Consider the following 22,076-nt stretch of genomic DNA (forward strand, 5'->3'; position numbering starts at 1 on the left):
TATGGCATGGACAAGCGTGGGTACTATTAAAGGACCAAAAGGAGATACCGGTGAGAAAGGTGACACCGGAGACACAGGTAAAGCTTTTGAATACACAGACTTCACACCAGAACAGTTAGCAGGATTGACTGGTGATAAAGGAGATAAAGGTGACAAAGGTGATACTGGAGACGTAGGCGCTACAGGAGCAACCGGAGCAACTGGTGAAAAAGGAGATACTGGTGCTACCGGTGCAACTGGTGAAAAAGGTGATACTGGGGACAAAGGAGCTACTGGAGATACCGGAGCAACCGGTGCTACAGGAGACACCGGAGATCCATTCAGCATTTACAAAACATATGCATCCGTTGCAGCTATGGAAGCCGATGCAAGTAATGTTCCTGAAGGAATGTTTGTAGCCATCCAATCAGATGTTGAAGATCCGGACAATGCAAAGTTATACTTGAAAGGAGCAAGTGAATTCACTTTCGTAACTGACATGTCCGGTGCAACAGGTCTTAAAGGTGACACAGGTGCCAAAGGAGATACTGGAGCAACCGGAGCTACAGGTGCTACTGGTGATAAAGGAGAAACCGGAGACCAAGGCCCACAAGGCGTAACAGGTAATAAAGGAGATACCGGTGCCAAAGGCGATACCGGAGCAAAAGGAGATACAGGTAACACAGGGGATAAAGGTGACACTGGTGCCAAAGGGGACACTGGAGATACCGGTGCTAAAGGAGATACTGGGGATACTGGTGAAATGGGTCCTCAAGGATACAGCACCATCATCAAAGGAAGTTATGCCAGTTACGCTGATTTGATTGCAGCACATCCGACCGGCACAACCGGAGATGCATACCTTGTTGACGGAGAACTTTACGTTTTCCAATAAAAAAACTAAATCCATAGATTCCCTATAGGAAGTGCCGGCCGTTAATGTTGGTGCTTCCTTTTTTTATAAAACAATTCAAGGTGATAATATGTCATGGGTAAACGTAGGAAATATTAAAGGAGATACAGGTTCTGATGGTGATAATGTAACAATAATAAAAGATTCTGCACACGGCTTTATCTATTTCGGTTCCGGTGAGGATGAAGTATTCCTGTATCTCAGCGAAATAAAAGGACCGAAAGGAGACACCGGAGCTACCGGTGCAACAGGTCCTGCAGGTCCGGTCAATCTTGTATCCGCTTTGGATACAACAGATACAACCAATGCCGTTATCAACAGTGCAGTGGCCACAGCCATTCAAAACATAAGCAGTCAGATCGGAACAATAACCTCAGCACAAAGCGCCAATCTGACATTGCTTGGGAGCTGATTGACCATGGGTTTTACAGCTCCTGACCTTTCAGAAATCCTAGCAAACGAACAGGAATTAAATGCAAGATTAACCAATTTAAGAGGATTGCTTAGAAATGAACTGGATGACTTGGCCACCAGCTATTCCAACAATGATTCAATAAAAAGACTGATTGAAAGAATCACTAATCCTCCGGCCTGGAAAATTGAGAGAAGCTCAACATATGACACTGACCAGCTGGGAACACGTGTTGCAGTAACGGGGTGTGATGTGTACTCCTGGAACAAATATAATCCGACAACATATGCTGACAGCGACTACTGGTACCTCCAGTCCCTAACAAAATCTTCAAATGCCACAGCAACAGCATGGGGATTATTCAACACAGGAACCATTAATCCAACCGACATATATGATTTAATCGTTTATGGTAGGGGCATGGCTATTTTCAACAATAATGCTTTTTCAGGTGTCGGCTTCAGCTATGGCATACCGCAGGCAGGTTCGGGAATGACAGGATTTTACATTGGAATCACACTGGATTCAGGAACATATCGTCCTGCATATGCAATATTCAACAACAGCACAACTCCAATAATAACAAAAATGGATTATGGAACCTATGATTCTTCAAATCAGAAATTCAGATTATACATGATGCACGATGATGATTATCTGAAACTGTACTGGTTTAAGGATAATGACTTTTTATGGAATGACTGGTTTGATTTATCCGATTTGCCTCAAGGCTATGAAAGTGCTGAGCTTAAGTTCGGATATGTTAGTCATGGGACCGGCCTTGGAAGAATGTCATATGTTCCAAGATTATACCTGTCCTCACCATGCAGATTAAATGTACTATAAAGGAGGAATCGTTAATGTCAATTGCAAGTGATGTAATAAATACAAATACAAAACTGACAATTATAAGAGATTCATTAAGAGAATTGTTAACACAGCATGGGATTGTATATTATAGTGATGATGATGTTTTCACGCTGGCAAGAAGAGTCTGGTTTTTAGTCCATCCGACAAACGGATCTCCCGGTGGAACATATCAGGATTATGCAGTGGTCGGACATCCTGTTGGTGTTAGTGTCAATAAGGATTCAGATGACGGCAATGAACTCCCGGACGGCAGTGTTGCAGACTTTTTCATAAGAGTCAACGGTGGAAATGAAATTCATGTAAAATCAGTGTTCAGTAATGGTGAAGCCAGCTGTTCATACATTCCTGAAAATGCCGGTGATGTTTTAACAATCAGGGCATTGGTCAATGATTTTCAGGGAGTATATCTTGAAACTGAAGTATTGTCGTTTAGATATGAAGATGAATATGAAGTAACTCCTGATTCATACACTTTAGTTAAATATCCATCCTCGGCCAGCATTACAGTCAGTGAAGTTGATGAATTCAACAGTGACTATGACTATGCCAATGGAGTTGAAGTTTCAAAAACATACGGGTCTCCTCAGGCGGCTTATATGATTCCAACCAGTTTGATTGATGGGGTTGACTTGTCAGATACTGGAATTCACTTTTCAGCTATTGTAAGTCCGATGTATTCATCATCAAGCGGATGGGCAAGTGGAATCTGTCTTTTGAATTCCAATAATCTGAATCATTATCGTGACAATAGGATTCTTGAACTTGGAGCATATCCTGGAAAAAAGGGTCTGAAATATTCCGGAACAAATCATGCAATAAATGAGATAAATACAAGTAGCGGACAATTAACATTGAATGGTGCATTTAAATTTGAGTTATGGTATGACGGTTCATATGTTAAGGCAACTATCTCACATTATTGGAATGATACTGTTTATTATACATATGAAAGCTCATCACTTCCGGATGAGATAGCAAATATGGAAACGGTCTTTCCGGCATTCATGATTTATGATTACGGTGGAAAAATCAGATTCAGAGAATGTTTAATTGAACCATGGAGCAGTGATTAAAATGGCAGATACAGAATGGATAGAAATTGGACGTGTAGTTGGCGATACCGGACCTAAAGGGGATACCGGAGACATTGGCATCGGAACTGTAATAAAAGGACATTACAACACTTATGAAGAGTTCATTCAGGTTCATCCTTCAGGAAGTTTAGGTGATGCATATATTGTTGACGGTAGCTATTATTATTGGGAGGGAACCGGCTGGGCAAATGCAGGTTCTCTTAAAGGAGATAAAGGTGATACTGGTGATAAAGGTGTTAAAGGAGATACTGGTGCGAAAGGCAGTAAAGGAGACAAAGGCGAGACTGGACCAGCTGGACCGCAAGGAGAACAGGGACTTAAGGGAGATACTGGAGACACAGGACCTGCTGGAGATACTGGACCGGCCGGGCCGACTGGGGACACTGGAGCTACTGGCGCTGGTCTTACTATTAAATGTTCGTATAGTACTTACGAGGAACTGATTAATGAACATCCTCAAGGCAGTGATGGTGATGGCTATCTGGTAAACGGATCTCTTTATGTCTGGAACGGTTCATCATGGAATAATGTCGGAAACATTAAAGGAGATAAAGGAGATACTGGTGAAACCGGAGTTAAAGGAGACACAGGTGTTAAAGGCGATACAGGTGATGCATTCACATTTGAAGATTTCACACCAGAACAATTGGCCAGTTTAAAAGGTCCAAAAGGTGACACTGGAGGCACTGGTAGTAAAGGTGATACTGGTGCTAAGGGAGATACTGGAGCTACAGGTAAAACCGGAGCAAAAGGAGATACTGGTGCAACAGGTCCTGCAACAGATGAAAACGCAGGATGGAAACTGCCAGTCGATGCAATATTGACTACAACAACATTGCCTACTGGTGTTAGCAAAGGATATCGTGTAGCTATTGTAACAAATTCAGTAATGGCTATTAAAGAGTATAACGGTTCGTCATGGGAAACTGAATCACTTGATGCCTATTCTGTGATACCTTTAAAATATTCTGGAGGCATACAGATGTATCTTGCAAAAAGTAGTGGGCCTGTTTATATGGGAGTTGAATATGGAGTCTTCGGTAAGTTCCGCTTCATGACTCAATCAGCTTATGATGCGCTAAGTAGCTATGATGAGGATACAATTTATTTTGTAAGAATTTAATAAGTGATAATATGGAACTGTCAGATGAACTGTTAATAGAAATGAGTTATGTAAATATATCAAAGTACAGAACTAAAGTAATGAAGTCTTTAGATGGAGAAGTGTTAATACCTTCCCAAATAGCTAAAAACTCAGGGATTAGAACAAATCACATTTCAAAGGTTCTGGGAGAATTAAAAGCACATGAACTTGTTGAATGCATTAATCCTGAAGTTAGAAAAGGTAGACTATATAGGCTGACTGAGAAAGGTGATGAGTTAATTAAAAATTTTAAAGAATAATCATCTATAGTAACCAATTTAACTATTATTATAAAACTTTATAATCTTCTTTTCTAATTTCTACGTCACGATCTCTTAAAATCAAATTTTCAATGGTATTATTAATTATTTCATTGAAAACATTTGTAAAATGATTAAACATATCTTCTTCAGTAATGTCATTAGATTCGAAATAACATGAAAATACATGTTTGTTTTGAATGATGTGCTCTGATTCATTAAAGTTATCAATAGCTTGTTTATATTCAATATAATATGGGAAGGGGATATTTTGAATGTCATACGTAGGTGTATTTTCCATTATTGCCAAATATTTTAAAGAAGGAGCATATGTTGGATTGGTTATAACTATTTTTTCAAATTTTTTTTCAAAATCTCCTTTTAAAGTTATTGGTAAATCATCCATTAATTCTGGATTTGAAATGAGATTTACAAACTGCATAATAAGATATGCATGACCTGATAAACATTCTATCCCAACATCTTTATTTTCAACATTAGTTTTAATGTAATTATATACTAAAAGAGTAATTTGAATTTCTCTTTTTAAAAGATTAATAGCCTTTTTTGAATGAATGTATCTTAATTGTAAAAATCTTGAATTTAAATTTTCGTCAAATAATTCATTATTATATTTCATTAAATCCATATTAAATTTAAAATTAATTAAAATACCAATCAATGTTATTGATCCCATAAACAAACTAGCAAACACAGTTTTTATTTCAATTGGAGTACAAACGAAAAAAATTATACCTATAGAAACAATTGCTAAAATTCCCATTATACCTATTAAAAAATAAATCACGCTATTTTTAATATCCATTTATATGCATCCCATATTAATTTCAATATCTAATTAAAAATTAATATGGATTTTAAAGAATTAATATATTTCTCTTTAAGATTTTTAGGATTTTCCATGAAATAAGATGAATGAGTATTGTTCTTACCTCTTCCTTGAAGTGCATCAATTTCTTCTAAACTCAAACCATTTTCGTGATTATATAATGCTGAAGCATGAAATTTTCGTAACATATGACTTCTAAAACGATTATACTTTCTGACTTTACCTAAATTTAAAGTTTCATTAATTTCGTTGAAATAATTATTCAAATAATCTAAATTAGTTTTAAATAACTTATCATCATTTTTTAATTTTCTTTTAGATATAATTAAATAATCTAAGATATAAGTAACGGCTTCTGGAGAACAGAAAGTAAAATAAAACTTATTAGTTTTTTGTCTTTTAAGTTTAAATGTTGGAACTACATCATTTCTCTTAATTAAAATAGTTATTATTTCATAAATATCATTACTATCATGATATTCTTTTGTGGAATCAATAAAATCTTGAATTGTAATATTCAATGTTTCTTGGCGAGCACAGCCACTACTGGAAATAAATAAAATAATTGCTTTCATAATAGGATTAGTGATGTTAATAGCATCTTTAATGATTTTTTTAGTAGGTAAATCTTCAAACATTATTGGTTTTAATTTATTACTATTTTTAAGATTTAAAGGTGGCAAATTATGAATCTCAATTTCAAAATGCCTATAAATAGTTAAGATTCTTTGAAAATGAACTTTAACAGTGCTTATGAGGTATTGTTTTTGTAAATACGCTCTAAAATTTAATAATCTTTTTTTAATCCTACGATTTTTCCATCTAACTCCATTTTCCTCATCTTCTTCAGCTTCTTTAAGAAGTTCTGATAAAGACATGTTATTAAAATTTGTATAAAGTTTGATTGCATTGTTATAACCATAAACAGTTCTATTATTCAAATTTCGAATTTTAATGAACTCATTCATGATTTCTTTGTCTTCATGATTCATAATAATATTTGTTTACTTTCAGAAAAAATGGACATTTTTATGAGAAGATTGGTAAGAAAGGTGAACCTGTTTGTATTGATGATGAAATTCCTTTTGACATTCCAGATACTTGGGAATGGTGTAAGTTTGAAAATATAATTGAGCTCATTTCAGGGAGGGATTTGAAAAAAACACAATATAATGATTTAAATAAAGGCATTCCATATGTTACTGGAGCTAGTAATATTATTAATAATCAATTATTAATTAATAGGTGGACTGAGGAACCGGCAGTTATAGCTATAAAAAAGGATATTTTATTAAGTTGTAAGGGGACTATAGGTAAAATACTAATATTAAATGAAGATAAAGTCCATATTGCTAGACAAATAATGAGTATTCGTTTAATAGATGAAACTTTAATTAATAGGGAGTATATTGTAATATTTTTAATGTATTACGTTAATAATTTAATCAATATTGCTAAAAGTATGATTCCAGGAATATCTCGTGAAGATGTTTTAAAAATTAATATCCCATTACCTCCTTTAAATGAACAAAAGAGAATGGTCAAAGAAATTAATAAGTTAAATCCATTAATTAATGAATATGGTATTAATAAAAAGAAATTAGATAAATTAAATTCTGAATTTCCAGATAAACTTAAGAGTTCTATTTTACAGGAAGCTATTCAAGGTAAGTTGGTTCCTCAAGATTCTAATGATGAACCTGCATCAGTTTTATTGGAAAAAATTAGAGATGAAAAAGAAAGATTGATTAAAGAGAAAAAAATCAAAAGAAATAAAAATGAATCATATATTTTTAAAGAAAACAATCATTTTTATGAAAAAATTGGAAAAGAAGTAGTTGATATAACTAATGATTTACCTTTCGAAATTCCGGGCAATTGGATGTGGTGTAAACTAGAAAATATAACTTCAAATATCCATTATGGTTATACTGCTTCAGCCCAAGAAGTAGGCGATGTAAGACTTCTGAGAATAACTGATATTCATGAAAATAATGTAAATTGGGATTCAGTACCATATTGTGTTATTAGTGAAGATAAATTAGCAAATTACATTTTAAGAAATAGAGACATAGTCATGGCTCGTACTGGAGGAACAATTGGAAAATCCTATATAATTAATAATTTAAATAAAAAAGCTGTTTTTGCTTCTTATTTAATTAGAATTATTCCATTGAAAAATATTAATGAAAATTACTTGAAACAATTTTTTGAAAGTCCTTTATTTTGGAGTCAATTAAGAGATAACACTAAAGGAACAGGACAACCCAATGTCAATGCAAAATCTTTAAAAAATTTATTGATTCCCATACCTCCATTTATTGAACAGGAGATAATTGTTAATAAAATTGAAAAAATATTTAATGAAATTAATTTAAGATTAAAAGTTTAATTCTTCAAATAATAAATCTATTCTTTCAACAATTCTTTTTTGTTCTTCTAAAGAAGGTAATGGAATATTTATTTTTAAAACATCTTCACGAGATATGCCTGGGATCATACTTTTAGCAATATTGATTAAATTAGTAACATAATACATTAAAAATATTACAATATACTCCCTATTAATTAAAGTTTCATCTATTAAACGAATACTCATTATTTGTCTAGCAATATGGACTTTATCTTCATTTAATATTAATATTTTGCCTATTGTTCCTTTACAACTTAATAAAATATCATTTTTTATAGCTATAACTGCAGGCTCATCAGTCCATCTATTAATTAATAATTGGCCATTTATAATATTGCTTGCACCAGTAACATATGGAATTCCTTTTTTTAAATCATTATATTGTGTTTTTTTCAAATCTCTTCCAGAAATAAGTTCAATTATATTTTCTAATTTACACCATTCCCAGTTATCTGGAATATCAAAAGGAAGTTCATCATCAATGCAAATAGGATTGTTTTTTCCAATTTTTTCATAAAAATGATTGTTTTCTTTAATAATAAATTATTACTCAAGTACTTTATTTAAATTATGTACTTTTTCGATTATCTTTTTTTGTTCATTATACGGAGCTAAAGGAATTAAATAATTTTTAATAGTTGATAAATTTAGTTCTTTTTGTTTTGTTGACCCGCCTGCTTTAGATTCTATTACTAACTGTACTGTTGGGCTTGCTAAAAATAAATAGATAAATTCTTGTAAAATATATTCTGCAAATGGTCTTATAATTGTAACATGACTATCTGCAACAGCCCATCCATATTTATTAACAGATTCATCATACAAACCAACCCTGCCTAATGTACCTAAACCTGTCGAATTCCACATTATATCTTTATTTTGTAATATACGTTCTTCATTATATGAATCAACAGTTTTTGGATCAATAAATTTTGCTTTTTCGAGTGAGAATCCCGACCATTGATTGCACTTTTGAGCAACAACAGGGAATTTCTTAATTTCAGAATACTTTGGTGATTTTCCTCTTTGTATATATTTACAAACACTATCTAATCTAACCCACGCCCAATTATCTGGAATTTCAAAAGGAATTTCATCATCAATACAAACAGGTTCATTATCACCAATCTTTTCATAGAAATGATTATCCCTTTTATAAATAAACGATTCGTTTTTGTTTCTTTTGATTTTTTTCTCCTTAATTAATTGTTCTTTTTCTTCACGAATTTTTTCTAATAAAACAGAAGCGGGTTCATCATTTGGATCTTGTGGAACTAATTTACCTTCCATTGCTAATTGAAGTATTGAGTTTTTTAAATCTTCAGCTTTCATAGACTCACCTATTCAATATCCAATATTTTTTTAATTTCAGATAGTGTTTTATCTATTTTAGCTTCGAGTTCTGCTCTTTCTTTTTGATAATTTGCAATTAACTCATCTGGAGGTAAAATTATTTCTTCTTCATGTGGGAAGCCACATAAATCTAAATTATAGTTGTTATCTTTAATTTCATCAATTGTATATAATCTAGCTTTATCAAAGCCGTCAATTTCTATAGGTTGTTTATCGTCCCACCATGATACACAATCATCAAAATGTTCTAATTTCATTGGTTTTGTTTTAGAAAAGTGTTTATAACCTTCAGGCATGTCAACTCTATAAAACCAAGTTTCTTTAGTTCCTTTACTTGATTTATCAAAAAACAGAATATTTGTAGTAATACTTGTATATGGTGCAAAAACGCTTCCTGGAAGTCTTATAACAGTATGCAAGTTAAATTCATCCAATAGTTTCTTTTTAATAGATACTTTTATATTATCAGTTCCGAATAAAAATCCATCAGGTAAAATAACTGCAGCTCTACCATTTTCTTTTAATCGGTACATAATAACTGACATGAATAAATCTGCAGTTTCAGAACTTCTTAAATCTTTAGGGAAATTGTCTTGCACTGTTTTTTTCTCACTTCCACCATAAGGAGGATTCATTATTACAACATCAAATTTTTCATCTTCCGTATAATCCAATACATTCCTGTCAAATGAATTTCCATGAATAATGTTTGGATTATCAAGATCATGTAACAGCATATTAGTTGCACAAAGCATATAAGGTAAAGCTTTCTTTTCTATACCAAATACTGCATTCTTATATAATTCACGATCAGTGGTTGATGAAACCTTATCATCTAATATATTAAGTACTGAAGTTAAAAATCCACCAGTTCCACATGCAAAATCAGCTATTTTTTCATTTAACTCTGGATGTAACATTAATGCCATGAAATCTGTTACTGCACGTGGAGTATAGAATTCTCCAGCATTTCCTGCACTTTGTAAATCTTTAAGTATTTTTTCATATATTTCACCAAATGCATGTTTGTCATTGTAGTCATCAAAATTTAATTCATCAATTATGTTTATGACTTGCCTTAGAAGAACACCATCCTTCATATAATTATTATTGTCTTCAAAAACATCTTTAACGATTTTTTGACCCATTGGTGTGTCTTGAGATATTTCTAAATTTTTAAGTGTTGGAAACAACTCTTGGTTGATAAAGTTAAGTAAGTCATCTCCAGTTTTAGCTTTACCATCTTTTTTATCAACAGCCCAATTTCTCCATCTTAAATGTTCGGGGATGATGGATTTATAATTGTCTTCATAAATTTCCCATTCTTCTTCTTGAGCATCATATATTTTTAAAAATAGTGTCCAAGTCATCTGTTCAATTCTTTGTGCATCACCATTAACACCGGCATCATTGCGCATAATGTCTTGAATGCTTTTAACAAAATTATTTAATTCCATTCCAACCCTCCTCCCTAATCAACATACAACTCTTTTTGTAAATCGTGTATAGCATTCAAAAAACCATCACGCCCACCAAACTCAGAAACGATCTTTTTAGTACTTGCAATTCTTCTAAAAGGGTCATTTTCAAGGATTCTAATATTTTCTATATCTGTTATTCCTTCACTAGAATACTTATCAAGTAATCCTTCAAGTACTTGGCGAGCAATACCTTCATATTTATTTAAGTAATCACGTTTTTTGACGTTGTTCGCTCTTTCTGAACGAGTAAGCGGTTCTTTATCGAATGCAATATGGCATATTAAATCAAAGTCATCCATTTCATCATTACCAGACAATTCTCTTAATTCATCTAAAAAGATTTCATGTTGGTATAACTCATCAATAATAGCTTGTTTTTTATCGTATGAATTCCATGTTTTAATAAATTCTTCTAATGTGGAATATTCTCTTAAGATATTGTTTCTAGTAAAATCAATGAAATTGTCTGTTTTTAATTTCCCATGTTCATCATAACATTGGTTTTGTTCTAAAATAACAGTAACTGGAACTCCATTAACTCTTGGAACAACTTTAGGTGGTTCAACGGGTGGGTCAACAGGATCTGGAATAGGTTTAGGAGGTATATCTTCTAAAATAACAACTGGTTTTCCATCAAATGCTGGATCAGCGAATTTACGGGTATTATTTCTGAAGTCCATAATTGTGAAGAAATTTTTTCCTAAGTCTTCACGTAATCTAGTACCTCTTCCTATAATTTGTTTAAATTCTGTCATGGATCCGATATTCTTATCTAAGACTATTAATTTAGTTGTTTTTGAATCGACACCTGTTGACATTAACATAGATGTTGTTGCAATGACTGGATATTTTTCATGTGAATCTATGAAGTAATCTAATTGTGATTTGCCGAATTCATCATTGCCTGTTATTCTTACAACATATTTGGAATTCTCAGCAACCAAATCATTATTGGCATTGACCAGAGCTTGTCTCATTCTTTCTGCATGATTTGTATCTACACAGAATACAATTGTTTTATCAAACCTATTTGTTCTCTTTAGATATTCTGTTATTTTAGAAGCTACGATTTCTGTTCTTTCATCAATTATAATGTTTTTATCAAAATCTAGAGTATTGTAAATTCTATCTTCAACCGGGTTTCCATGTATATCCAGTTTATCTTTAGGTGGCCTATAGCCATTTGCATCAATGTCAGTTAAAATTCTAATTACTTTGTAAGGTGCTAAAAATCCGTCTTGTATTCCTTGTTTTAAACTGTATGTGTAAACTGGTTCACCAAAGTAGGTAATGTTTGAAGCTTGTTTTGTTTCTTTTGGTGTAGCTGTCATACCAATTTGAGTTGCGGAACTAAAGTACTCTAAAATTTCTCTCCATTCTGAATCAGCTTTCGCACTGCCCCTATGACATTCATCAACAAAAATCAAATCAAAAAATTCAGGATCTAAATCTTCATAAGGTTGTTTATCTGCATCAGGAGTAACTAATTGTTGATAAAGTGCAAAAAATACTTCATAAGAACTGTCCAATTCATGTTTTTGGACTTTGGTCATGACTTTTTCGAATGGTTTGAAGTCTTGTGTCATAGTTTGGTCAATGAGAATATTTCTGTCTGCTAAATACAAAATTTTCTTTTTAGTTCCAGATTTCCATAATCTATGGGCAATTTGAAATGCTGTGAATGTTTTTCCAGTACCAGTTGCCATTACTAATAAAATTCTATTTTTTCCATTAGCAATTGATTCAATTGTTCTATTAATTGCAATTCTTTGATAATAACGTGGAATTTTGGGTTTTTGTCCATTATCTATATGATAAGGTTCTCTTATTATATCTTCAACTTCATCAGAAATTTTCTTTTCATGAATCATTCTCTCCCATAACTCTTCAGGAGAAGGAAATTCTTCTAAATAAAGTTCTCTTTCTTTTCCAGTTATCATATCGTGTTCTAAAAATCCACTACCATTGGAACTGTATACAAAAGGAACATCTAAAATTTCAGCATAATGTATTCCTTGTTGCATGCCATCACCAACAGCATGTTTTTGATCTTTAGCTTCAACAATAGCTAACGGTAAATTTGGTTTATATGAAAGAAGATAATCAGCTCTTTTTCTTGCACCTCTTTTAGCTTTCATGCCTTTGATTATCATTTGCCCATCGGTGAATGAATATTCAAAACGAATTTGGGTTTTATCCCATCCGGCATTTTCAATTGAAGGTGTAATGAATTGATATTTTACATCTTCTTCAGAATAATTATTGTAACTCATTATTGACACAACATTATAATTCTATTAATATATAGTTTATTTTTTGATAAAATAAACTTTTTTATATGAAAGCAATATTGCTTCAAGATAATCAAATAATAAGTTTTAATCAATAATTTTTATTTATGATATTCATGATATGTTCTTTTGTAATTTCGTTAATATTGAATGCTAACTTGCCCCATAATAGGTATTCTTCCTCATCATAGCTTTCATGCCAATCCTCGAGGGAAATCTCATCATCAATGTTGTACTTATCGGCAATACTTTTTGTTTTGTTGTAATATTCCTTAGAATGTTCCAATAGATTATATTCATTGGCCCAATTGATGTTATGTTCTCCTTGTATCACACCTAACTGATATAAATCATTAAGATAATCTTCGAGTGGTATTTTCGGATTTAATCATTATTCTCACTTTTATTATTAGTTACTTCAGTTTTATGTTTATACATTTTTTCTATAAAAAGTAGCTATTATATATAAATATTTATATATTATAAATAATAAATTATATAATAAATTAAGTGGAGGAAAAATTTAATGGCAGATTCTATAATTTTACTTGAAGAGAGAAAAGAAGTCACAACTTTCCTTCTGGATGAAGGTGAAATCACTGCAACTACTGTAACAACCCCTACTGGTGAAACTCCAGGTTATGAATATGCAGGAGATAAAATCAAAGTTGATGATGCCGTAACATTATCAGCTAACTCAGATATTGGAAAACCAACAGTCAAAAAATACACTGCAGCAGATGGTGAAATCATTCTGGGCATTGCAGTAAACGATCCAATCACCATGACTGGTGGTAGAAGAAAAACTGCAATCTTAGTATTAGGTCATTTATTCAGATTAAAATTAGCTAGTGGATTGTCAAATATTAACGTTAAAGATAGAATTGCTTTAACAAGCACTGGAGCTATCAAATCAGATGACGGTGAATATATTGCAATGCACCCTGTAGCTAGCTCAGATGATTACAATTACATTGAAGTATTCAGACCATATGATATAGGTGAGGCTTAAATGATAACAAAAGGAAATGATACTAAAGTGCAAAATGAGGTAATAGCTCAAACTATTACTGATGAGTCAGCCAAAAGATTAAGGCTAGCTAGACTCTTTCCAAAACAAGAAATCAAGGAGAACTCTGATTATTATACTTACTTTAGACAAAACATCAATCTTGATGAAGCAATAAAACGTGGCCTTCTAGGTGAAGCAAAAGACCTTGCACCTGGTGCATCCTTACAAGAGTTAAACATAAGAAAACCTGTAACAGACACTATCAGTATTGACACTGTTGGTGGTGTCTTGAATGTCAATAAGGATGTCTTCGACAGTGACAGAATATCCTTTGAGGATTTATTGGCGGATGTGGCAACACTTATTGCCAATAAAATTGAGTCTAACATTTACAATACTCTTGTAAGCTCACCTAAGGTTCCAACATACAATACCACACAAACCGAGGATACCATGGAAGCATTCGGACAGTTTGTCATCAAGGCACAGGAAGCATTTAAAGGCAGTTCCGGAGCAGGTGCTGATTTAACAGTAATGGTCGAGTCATACAGGACATTAAGCTATATTAAGCAATTGGCATATATGAGTAATAAGTTAGTTCAGCCGATTGAGGAAATACAAAGCTATTACGGTGTGGATAATATTGACTTTTTGGGAACAACCCATGCAGACGGAGGGGCAATGCTTGGAGAAAAGGACTACATCGCATTTGACTTAAGGAATGCACCGTTGACAGTACTCTATTCCAAATCCTCTGGAACAACTGTAGCACCGATTACTTCAGATGAAAACATTGCTGATTTCTATCCTATAATTGAAATCATGCGTAAAGACATATATGATGAGCTGCCGCAGTATACAAAACTCTTCATACAGTCTAAGGTTGGAATATTGTTGAACAAACCGCATCTTGCCCTTACAGGTACATGCAGGCCATAGGTGATATTAATGTTAACTAAAGGAAACAATGCTAAAGTTCAGGATGAAGTGATGGCACAGATTGTTGCAGACACTTCAGCCAAATGGATGAGATTCACAAGACTGATTCCAAAGCAGGAAATTGAAGAGAATTCTCAATATTATACATACATGTCTCAACGTGTTAATATTGATGAGATAATAGCAAAAGGACAATTGGGTGAGGCAAAAGACGTTGCACCTGGAGCAACACTACAGGAACTTAACGTAAGAAAACCAGTAAGTGATACAGTATCAATCGATACAATCGGTGGTGTTTTGAACGTGTCCGCACAGATGCTTGACTCCAACTTGATTTCCGTAAATGATATGCTTCAGGATGTTGGAATATTGATTGGCAGAAGTATTGAGCAGGCTGCAATCAACATGATTTTAAACAACCCTAAAGTAGCAACATATAATTATACTTCAGGCGATGACAGCGGAGTTACAATCCTTAAAGCTCAGGAGAAGTTCAAGGAATCAGCAGGAAGCTTCTGTAACCTAAACAGTATGGCAGTTAATTACAAGTCATTGACTACATTAAAGTCTGACATGTTTGCTTCAAATAGGCAGGTGGAGCCGGTTGAGGAGATAAGGTCATATTACGGTATTGACAATATTGACTTGTTGGGTACTGCCGTTTGTGATGGTGGATCTGAAATTGCCGAGAAGACCTACATCGGTATGGACTATCAAAACCCTGGAATGAAACTTCTCTATTCGAAAATCAGTGGAACAACCGTTGCACCTCTTGGTCCTGATGGGGACGTGTATGATTTCTATCCTTTGATTGAGTTCATGCGCAAGGATATCAGAGATGAACTTCCGATGTATACAAAGCTATTCATACTTACTTCAGTTGGTGTTTTGATGAATGCACCTAACAGAATCATCAAAGGTAAGTTCAGGGCTTAAAATAGTTGGGATTAACTTCCCATCTAAACTTATTATATGGGGCAATAAAAATGAAACTGATACTGGACAGTGAAAATTCACATCCAACAACAATAACAGTTAAAGGAAAGGAAATAACATTGCTTTTAATCGAATCTAGTATACTGATTGATTCATCTCAAATTGCTAAGATTTTTGATAAAAAAGAAAAGACCGTTGCCACAAAGGTTCAAAAATCTGGATTGGAGAAATACGAAACAGAAAATGTTAAATTGTTGAAGAGGTATGGCTTGATGCATCTGGATGCTGTTAATCCAAGGCCTTTTTATGATTTAAGGCAGATGTTGGAAGGACCTGCTGAATATTATTTCAAACAGATTGATGAAGTTGAATTGATTGAGGTTATTGTACGTGTAGCTATTGGAAAGCATCGTGAATGGATCCATAATGGGAACATTAATAAATTATAAAAATTACTATATAATATTAATTTAAAGAACAATTTGGAGGTTTGAAAAAATTAATTTATTAAATGATTTTCATGATATATTAGAAAATAAAGTTAAAGAAATTAAAGATATTCATGATATTGATTTGAAATTAAATTTAGATAAGAGTGAAGATTATCATGAAAGTTTATTCTATAATTATCTTAATTTTAAAGAAAGGGCATTATATAATAAATCTTTTCCAGTTGTTTTTTCAGATGAAATATTGGAAAAAATATATAAAAATAAAATTCCTGATGAATATATAGGTTTTCTTGATGAAGTAATCTGTCGCATGGTTAATGGAGAAAACATTGTACCTTATCAAAGCAGAACAATTAACAAAATTGATGATACTCTTTTTAAAAAATTTAATATTAGTCATTTACACTTAGTAGAATCATCTAATAAACCTTATTATGGTGGGAGTAAATATATATTGCTATATATAGTGTTTAAAGGTAGAATTTACCTTGTTGATGTTTTAGATTTTCATCCTAAAAAGGACGAATGGGTTGAAAGGGACTATTTTAAAATTGCTGTTAGAAATTGGCCGTTTATATATGAAAGTCGTAGGATTGGGAGTGAAGTTAATTCTAGTAAAGAATATAACAGGAGCAGTGAGTATGTGGTTTCAGGTTCGGTCATTAAAACTGTAGAAGTTGATGGTAATTTATATATTTCTTATAATGTTCCTATGACTAATGGGGTTCATTTAGCTTATGTTAAAATGAGAGATGAGTTACTTTTAAAAATTATGAATCTTGAAAATTTCTTAAATGAACGTTATGAAAATAATTGCGATTTTTGTTTAAAACAAAAAGATGATGCAATTTTTGTTTGTGAAAAAAATCATGATGAACCTTTATGTTGGGTATGGGATTTGTAATTTAATTAATTTATAATTATTCTTTTATTTTTATTGATTAGAAAAGTTTTGCATATAATTCTACTTAGTTATTTGAATAATAGAACTTTTAATTATCTATGAGTTAATTATATTAAGTATCATATTTTATTTTTTAAGTAAATATTTATTTCAGATGGGGAGTTAAGAGTGTATTTTCATAAATAGAAAATATAATTGCCTTATGGCAATTATATAATAAAAAAAGTATTGGATTGCCACTTTTATATTTAGTTAGACCTGTCAAACCTAACAATTTCGAAGTTGACAATTGAATTTAATCTAACGAAAGATTCTTTTTCACCATATTTTTTAGAGATGAATAAAAACTCGTCTTTTTCTATTAATTCATCGCTTTTTTCAACGTGAATTTTAAAACCGCCATGTAAATATAAGTTTATATGGCTGGTCCAGTCACGAGTTAATTCTTCAGAACATACATTTATAATGTTCATAAAAATACCTCTGTTGATAATCAATTCCCAACACTTATAAACAATGAATTCAAGATATCTTATTAACACTTGCAGTAACTTGATTTTTAGCTATCATATGGTTGGAAATCAATACTCACATTTTTGTGAGATTTAATTCGAATGTCAGTTTCTGCCCAATTGAATCACAAAGATTCACACCACCATCATATCTCTTTAATTCACACTAAAGAAATATCATCCAACCAGATTACCACTACCTCGTCCATGAGCTACCAGCAACCACTTGAGCTTTTAAAAATTAACTTAAATTAACTTTAAGTAATTTAAATTTTAATGAGTATTTTCAATGAAAATAACACTCATAGAATAATATATATCTCAATATTAATAAAGTTTTAGTTTTTAAATATATAAAGATTTTTTAAATCATTTTTAATAAAAATAATACTAAATATAACTTATTTAAATAATGAAATATTTAAGTAGCATTATTATTTTTATTCCAAAAAGAAGAATATTTAATAATGTGGTCATCTATAGAAATACATATGAGCATGACAACAATACCATTAAGGGATTTATTTATAGCATTTGCATCAAGCAAACCTACTCATTACAAAGCAATTGCGGGTTTAGTTTTTACATCATCAATGAATGTTACTACTATTTCAAAATTAACATTAAATGATTTTTTAAATGCTTGTAATGATTATTTTGATGAGAATGAATCTAAAACACTTAGTAATCTACTTAAAAAAGATTCGTTGTCAATCATTCCGTCTTGGGATATTAAATATAAAAAACAAATTACATTTAATACTCCTGAAACAAGTTTTTTTATTTTTACATATTTAAAAGAAAAAAGGATGAATGATTTGGATGATTTAAATCAACCATTATTTAAAACAAATAAAAATAATTTTTTAAATCCAAGTAAGATTTCTGCATACATAAGTGAGTTTAATAGTGTCTTAAATATGCATCATGAACACTATGAATATACTTTTAAATCTAAAAATTTACTTTATACTTTTAGGCACATTTGCAAAAAAAATATTCGGTTGGATAAAAAGTCCCAAGATATGGTAATATCATTGTTCAGTGGTAAAAACAAGCATACATTTGAATTTTATGAATATAATCAGTTAAACTTAAAAAATCTCAAAAAAATTTATGTGCATTTAATTCCATTTTTAACAGCAAAAAATTATGATAGTTATGCTCAAAATAGTTATTTTTTTTAACATTGATGGGGTTTTAAAGTTATAATTCAATTGTAGGCTACAACAAAAAACAATTAAAAGTCAAGTGAAATTTGATTATAGAAAAGAAGCATTATTATGTAATTTGGTATTATCCTATTAAGAGATGATATTTTTAAAAGAGTAACTTTATTTTTTTGTGAAGGTATCTATTATAATATGTTTTCATAAAATTATGGTGTCTTAAATGCTTTTTAATTAAAGATTTGGAATAATTTTTTTTACTTTTATTTTTTGTACATTTCACTATTTTTCTGCACATTTTTTAAAAATTTACACTATATGTTTTTCCCATATTGTGTGTTCAATTAACTATTATTTCAGTAAATACTTATAAATATGTTTAATTTATTTTAATAATAATATTTAAATATATAATTGAATAAATATATAATCAACAAGATGAAACTATCTTGTTATGGTAAATTATAATTATTTGGTATAACATAAATAATTTAAACTAGTAAATATATGAGTTGATTAAAATGCCTGAAGCACTTAATGTAAATCCTGCAATGATAAAGTGGGCTAGAGAGGATTCTGGATTTTCATTAGATGAATTGCCAGGTTATCTAAAAGATGCTGAAAAATGGGAAACTGGTGAAAAGGTTCCTACATGGACAGATTTAAGAAACATGGCAAAAAAATACAAAAGACCATCATTCTTTTATTTCCTTTCAAAACCTCCTATTGACAATGATGATTTTATTGAATTTAGATCTGATGAAAAAATAGAAGAGTTTAGCCCTGAATTAAGATTAGAGATTAGAAAAGCGAAATCCAGAAGAAATGCATATATCAGAATTCATGAAGATATGGGCATACCGATACCTAACTTCAAAAAACATGTTTGCAATGAGAAAAATCCTATTAAATTAGGTCAATATATTAGGGAATATCTAAATGTTGATTTCGAAACACAACAAAAATGGATATTAAATAATAATGGAAATCGCGATGGAACTCATAAAAGTTTCCTAGACCATTGGAAAGAAATTTGTTTTGATTTAGGGATATTAGTATTTGAAACAAATGGGGTCTTAGAATCCGAAATAAGTGGATGTTCAATTTATTATGATTATTGTCCAATTATATTGCTTAATGGTAAAAATTATCATAATAGAAGAATTTTCACATTAATGCATGAGTTAGCTCACTTAATACAAGGAACTAGCGCCATATGTGATGTGGATAAGCATAACAAAAAAGAAGCATTTTGCAATAATGTTGCCGCTGAGATACTAATGCCTCATGATACATTTAAAAACCTTCAATTATTCACAAAAAATAAACATGAATTAAAAGTCGCTAGACTATCTAATATTTATGGAGTTAGTAAACAAAGTATTGTTTACAAGTTAAATAATAGCGGTTTTATCGATGATGGATTAAAAAATGAATGGATTATAAAGCTTGAAAGTGACAATCAAATAATGAGGGAAAAAGATGCTGAAAGGAGAAGGAATAGTGAACCTCATATTTCAACAATTTCCATGAAAAGAAAACAGGATGGTACCTCATACACAAGATTAATTTTGGAAGCTTATGATAATGACATAATTACTTCCACCCAGGCAATGAGATATTTGGATACGTCTTTAGATAAAATAAAAGGTTTGGACTTGGAGATTAGGGGGTAATGAGTTATGCAATATGTTTTTGACACAAATATTTTAATTGACATGCATGAGAATTATTTCCCTACAGTATTCGATACAGTTTGGGATAAAGTAAAGGAATTAATCGATGATGGAACTATGGTTTCCATTACTGAAGTAAAATTAGAATTAAAATCCGAACCTATTAAAAATCATTGGTTAAATATCGAATCCCAATGTAATGAAACATTATTTAAGGAATTAATTAATGGTGAAGAAGAATGCATCCCATTAATTGAAGGGTTGTCAATTTATAAAGAAGAGTTTCGAAGAAACAGCATTGTCACTTCTCTTGAAAATGAATGGGGAAATTATGCAACTGTTGTTGCTGATCCATGGCTCATTGCTTATGGTTGGAAAAATGGTGCAGTGGTTGTTACTAATGAAAAACCAACAAAAAAACATAATATTCCACATGTCTGTGATGAATTGGGAGTGGGGCATGTTAATCTAAGACAGTTTTTTGAAGACAATAATATTAAATTTTAAAGTATGTTCTTTTTTAAAATTAGAAATGAAATATTTCATTTCTAAAACCTTTAATTATTTATGTTACATTTTCCATGGGCATTATTTTCTGTTTTTTTGATTTGTTAATGCTAGATTATTTCGTTAATTTTATATTTTAATAGTATTAGAACCATAACATTTAAATACAATCATACGAAAAGTATACTTTTCTAATTCATTAATAAAAAATTATTAAAATGTTATATTTAAATAGGATTAATTTAATACAATTAAATAAGATTATAATGAATTTGGTACTTATCACTCCATTATATTTTGCAAGGGAGGAGGAACATGTGAAGTAGTTATAATTTTGAGATTCAAAAAAAATTTAAAGGGGGTGAAAAAGTGGATGTAATAACAAAGATTGGAAAAGAAATTTTAAGTAAAAATGAGTTTATTTTTCAATATGAAACTGGAATCATGGTTATACTAATAAAAAAATATGAGAAACTATTTGATCTAAAAAGAAAAATAATTATTCAACTTTTGGGCAAAGAAGAAGAAATTATTTTGGATGATGAGGATGTTCAAGTTATTTTTTTCAAGGAACATTAAATTAACTAATAAAACTAATATTTAACCTATAAAATTTTGATTTTATTTTTTTAAAACTTGTAAAACTTATTTGTTAAAATATCTCATTCATAAAAGATTTGGACTTAGCACTATTTAAAGATAAGTTACCTACTATATTTTATTATGTATGCCCACTAAAACCTAAACTCCTTAAAGAATTTCAGAAGTGTTACGGGATTGGTATTCTCTAGATTATAAAATGCATGATGCTTTTTATGACCCTTATGACTTGGTTATGCCGTTGTCCTGCTCAAGACGCAGTGGTATAAAATTCTTAAACGAGAAGTGCTGTGTCCTGGTGCTGGTCTG

Annotated in this window: 24 protein-coding genes; 16 read left to right on the top strand and 8 right to left on the bottom strand. The window is 31.2% G+C overall.

Annotation, left to right across the window (positions count from 1 at the left end; translation table 11 throughout):
* Window position 1: 1 nt before the first annotated feature.
* The 6 genes from E7Z81_RS00310 (at window position 2) to E7Z81_RS00335 (ending at window position 4,672) form a co-directional block, all read left to right on the top strand.
* The gene (locus tag E7Z81_RS00310; RefSeq protein ID WP_292742746.1) at window positions 2–874 is read left to right on the top strand and encodes a hypothetical protein; all 873 of its coding nucleotides are present in this window, start codon (window positions 2–4) and stop codon (window positions 872–874) included.
* Between the two features lie 88 nt (window positions 875–962).
* The gene (locus tag E7Z81_RS00315; RefSeq protein WP_292742748.1) at window positions 963–1,304 is read left to right on the top strand and encodes a hypothetical protein; all 342 of its coding nucleotides are present in this window, start codon (window positions 963–965) and stop codon (window positions 1,302–1,304) included.
* 6 nt (window positions 1,305–1,310) lie between these two features.
* A complete protein-coding gene (locus E7Z81_RS00320) occupies window positions 1,311–2,150 on the top strand; it encodes a hypothetical protein (protein WP_292742750.1) in 840 nt (279 codons plus the stop codon).
* Between the two features lie 14 nt (window positions 2,151–2,164).
* Window positions 2,165–3,247: a hypothetical protein gene (locus E7Z81_RS00325; protein WP_292742752.1), complete on the top strand. Its 1,083-nt coding sequence runs from the start codon at window positions 2,165–2,167 to the stop codon at window positions 3,245–3,247.
* Window position 3,248: 1 nt separating this feature from the next.
* Window positions 3,249–4,391: a hypothetical protein gene (locus E7Z81_RS00330; protein ID WP_292742754.1), complete on the top strand. Its 1,143-nt coding sequence runs from the start codon at window positions 3,249–3,251 to the stop codon at window positions 4,389–4,391.
* 11 nt (window positions 4,392–4,402) lie between these two features.
* Window positions 4,403–4,672, top strand: coding sequence for a transcriptional regulator (locus E7Z81_RS00335; protein ID WP_292742756.1), 270 nt, complete (start codon window positions 4,403–4,405; stop codon window positions 4,670–4,672).
* 28 nt (window positions 4,673–4,700) lie between these two features.
* Here E7Z81_RS00335 and E7Z81_RS00340 read toward each other — a convergent pair whose 3' ends face one another.
* Both E7Z81_RS00340 and E7Z81_RS00345 read right to left on the bottom strand, forming a co-directional pair.
* Window positions 4,701–5,498, bottom strand: a complete 798-nt coding sequence (locus E7Z81_RS00340; protein ID WP_292742758.1) for a hypothetical protein — start codon at window positions 5,496–5,498, stop codon at window positions 4,701–4,703.
* A 29-nt stretch (window positions 5,499–5,527) separates the two neighbouring features.
* The gene (locus tag E7Z81_RS00345) at window positions 5,528–6,514 is read right to left on the bottom strand and encodes a site-specific integrase (RefSeq protein ID WP_292742760.1); all 987 of its coding nucleotides are present in this window, start codon (window positions 6,512–6,514) and stop codon (window positions 5,528–5,530) included.
* An 8-nt stretch (window positions 6,515–6,522) separates the two neighbouring features.
* Here E7Z81_RS00345 and E7Z81_RS00350 point away from each other — a divergent pair, with 8 nt between their 5' ends.
* On the top strand, window positions 6,523–7,914 hold the full coding sequence (locus E7Z81_RS00350; protein WP_292742762.1) for a restriction endonuclease subunit S: 1,392 nt from the start codon (window positions 6,523–6,525) through the stop codon (window positions 7,912–7,914).
* Here E7Z81_RS00350 and E7Z81_RS00355 read toward each other — a convergent pair.
* From E7Z81_RS00355 to E7Z81_RS00375, 5 genes are all read right to left on the bottom strand, one after another.
* Window positions 7,903–8,475: a restriction endonuclease subunit S gene (locus E7Z81_RS00355; RefSeq protein WP_367262994.1), complete on the bottom strand. Its 573-nt coding sequence runs from the start codon at window positions 8,473–8,475 to the stop codon at window positions 7,903–7,905. The two genes, E7Z81_RS00350 and E7Z81_RS00355, sit on opposite strands and share 12 nt — an antisense overlap.
* 6 nt (window positions 8,476–8,481) lie before the next feature.
* Complete coding sequence (locus E7Z81_RS00360) at window positions 8,482–9,267, bottom strand: restriction endonuclease subunit S (protein ID WP_292742765.1); 786 nt, start codon at window positions 9,265–9,267, stop codon at window positions 8,482–8,484.
* 8 nt (window positions 9,268–9,275) lie between these two features.
* On the bottom strand, window positions 9,276–10,745 hold the full coding sequence (locus E7Z81_RS00365) for a class I SAM-dependent DNA methyltransferase (protein ID WP_292742767.1): 1,470 nt from the start codon (window positions 10,743–10,745) through the stop codon (window positions 9,276–9,278).
* 14 nt (window positions 10,746–10,759) lie between these two features.
* Window positions 10,760–13,042, bottom strand: a complete 2,283-nt coding sequence (gene hsdR, locus E7Z81_RS00370) for an EcoAI/FtnUII family type I restriction enzme subunit R (RefSeq protein WP_292742769.1) — start codon at window positions 13,040–13,042, stop codon at window positions 10,760–10,762.
* 109 nt (window positions 13,043–13,151) lie between these two features.
* Window positions 13,152–13,394 carry a hypothetical protein gene (locus E7Z81_RS00375; RefSeq protein WP_292742771.1) on the bottom strand — a complete coding sequence of 81 codons (243 nt, stop codon included), beginning with the start codon at window positions 13,392–13,394 and terminating at the stop codon, window positions 13,152–13,154.
* A 192-nt stretch (window positions 13,395–13,586) separates the two neighbouring features.
* On the opposite strand from E7Z81_RS00375, the gene E7Z81_RS00380 reads away from it, so the two are divergent.
* The 5 genes from E7Z81_RS00380 (at window position 13,587) to E7Z81_RS00400 (ending at window position 17,303) form a co-directional block, all read left to right on the top strand.
* Window positions 13,587–14,072: a hypothetical protein gene (locus E7Z81_RS00380; RefSeq protein ID WP_292742773.1), complete on the top strand. Its 486-nt coding sequence runs from the start codon at window positions 13,587–13,589 to the stop codon at window positions 14,070–14,072.
* Entirely contained in the window at window positions 14,073–15,011 is a 939-nt protein-coding gene (locus tag E7Z81_RS00385; RefSeq protein WP_292742775.1) for a hypothetical protein, read from the top strand. It abuts the gene before it with no gap.
* 9 nt (window positions 15,012–15,020) lie between these two features.
* Window positions 15,021–15,947 (top strand): hypothetical protein, encoded by a 927-nt coding sequence (locus E7Z81_RS00390; protein WP_292742777.1) that lies wholly within the window; start codon window positions 15,021–15,023, stop codon window positions 15,945–15,947.
* 50 nt (window positions 15,948–15,997) lie between these two features.
* On the top strand, window positions 15,998–16,396 hold the full coding sequence (locus E7Z81_RS00395) for a hypothetical protein (protein WP_292742779.1): 399 nt from the start codon (window positions 15,998–16,000) through the stop codon (window positions 16,394–16,396).
* A gap of 124 nt (window positions 16,397–16,520) precedes the next feature.
* Window positions 16,521–17,303 carry a hypothetical protein gene (locus tag E7Z81_RS00400; RefSeq protein ID WP_292742781.1) on the top strand — a complete coding sequence of 261 codons (783 nt, stop codon included), beginning with the start codon at window positions 16,521–16,523 and terminating at the stop codon, window positions 17,301–17,303.
* 248 nt (window positions 17,304–17,551) lie between these two features.
* Here the strand turns inward: E7Z81_RS00400 and E7Z81_RS00405 are convergent, their stop codons facing one another.
* Complete coding sequence (locus E7Z81_RS00405) at window positions 17,552–17,776, bottom strand: hypothetical protein (RefSeq protein WP_292742783.1); 225 nt, start codon at window positions 17,774–17,776, stop codon at window positions 17,552–17,554.
* 530 nt (window positions 17,777–18,306) lie between these two features.
* On the opposite strand from E7Z81_RS00405, the gene E7Z81_RS00410 reads away from it, so the two are divergent.
* The 4 genes from E7Z81_RS00410 (at window position 18,307) to E7Z81_RS00425 (ending at window position 21,746) form a co-directional block, all read left to right on the top strand.
* Window positions 18,307–19,002 (top strand): hypothetical protein, encoded by a 696-nt coding sequence (locus E7Z81_RS00410; RefSeq protein WP_292742785.1) that lies wholly within the window; start codon window positions 18,307–18,309, stop codon window positions 19,000–19,002.
* A gap of 503 nt (window positions 19,003–19,505) precedes the next feature.
* A complete protein-coding gene (locus E7Z81_RS00415) occupies window positions 19,506–20,660 on the top strand; it encodes an ImmA/IrrE family metallo-endopeptidase (RefSeq protein WP_292742787.1) in 1,155 nt (384 codons plus the stop codon).
* Between the two features lie 6 nt (window positions 20,661–20,666).
* Window positions 20,667–21,167, top strand: a complete 501-nt coding sequence (locus tag E7Z81_RS00420; RefSeq protein WP_292742789.1) for a DUF4411 family protein — start codon at window positions 20,667–20,669, stop codon at window positions 21,165–21,167.
* 369 nt (window positions 21,168–21,536) lie between these two features.
* Window positions 21,537–21,746 carry a hypothetical protein gene (locus E7Z81_RS00425; RefSeq protein ID WP_292742791.1) on the top strand — a complete coding sequence of 70 codons (210 nt, stop codon included), beginning with the start codon at window positions 21,537–21,539 and terminating at the stop codon, window positions 21,744–21,746.
* Window positions 21,747–22,076 lie beyond the last annotated feature (330 nt).

It is taken from the genome of Methanobrevibacter sp., from assembly GCF_015062935.1.
Classification (GTDB): Archaea; Methanobacteriota; Methanobacteria; order Methanobacteriales; family Methanobacteriaceae; genus Methanocatella.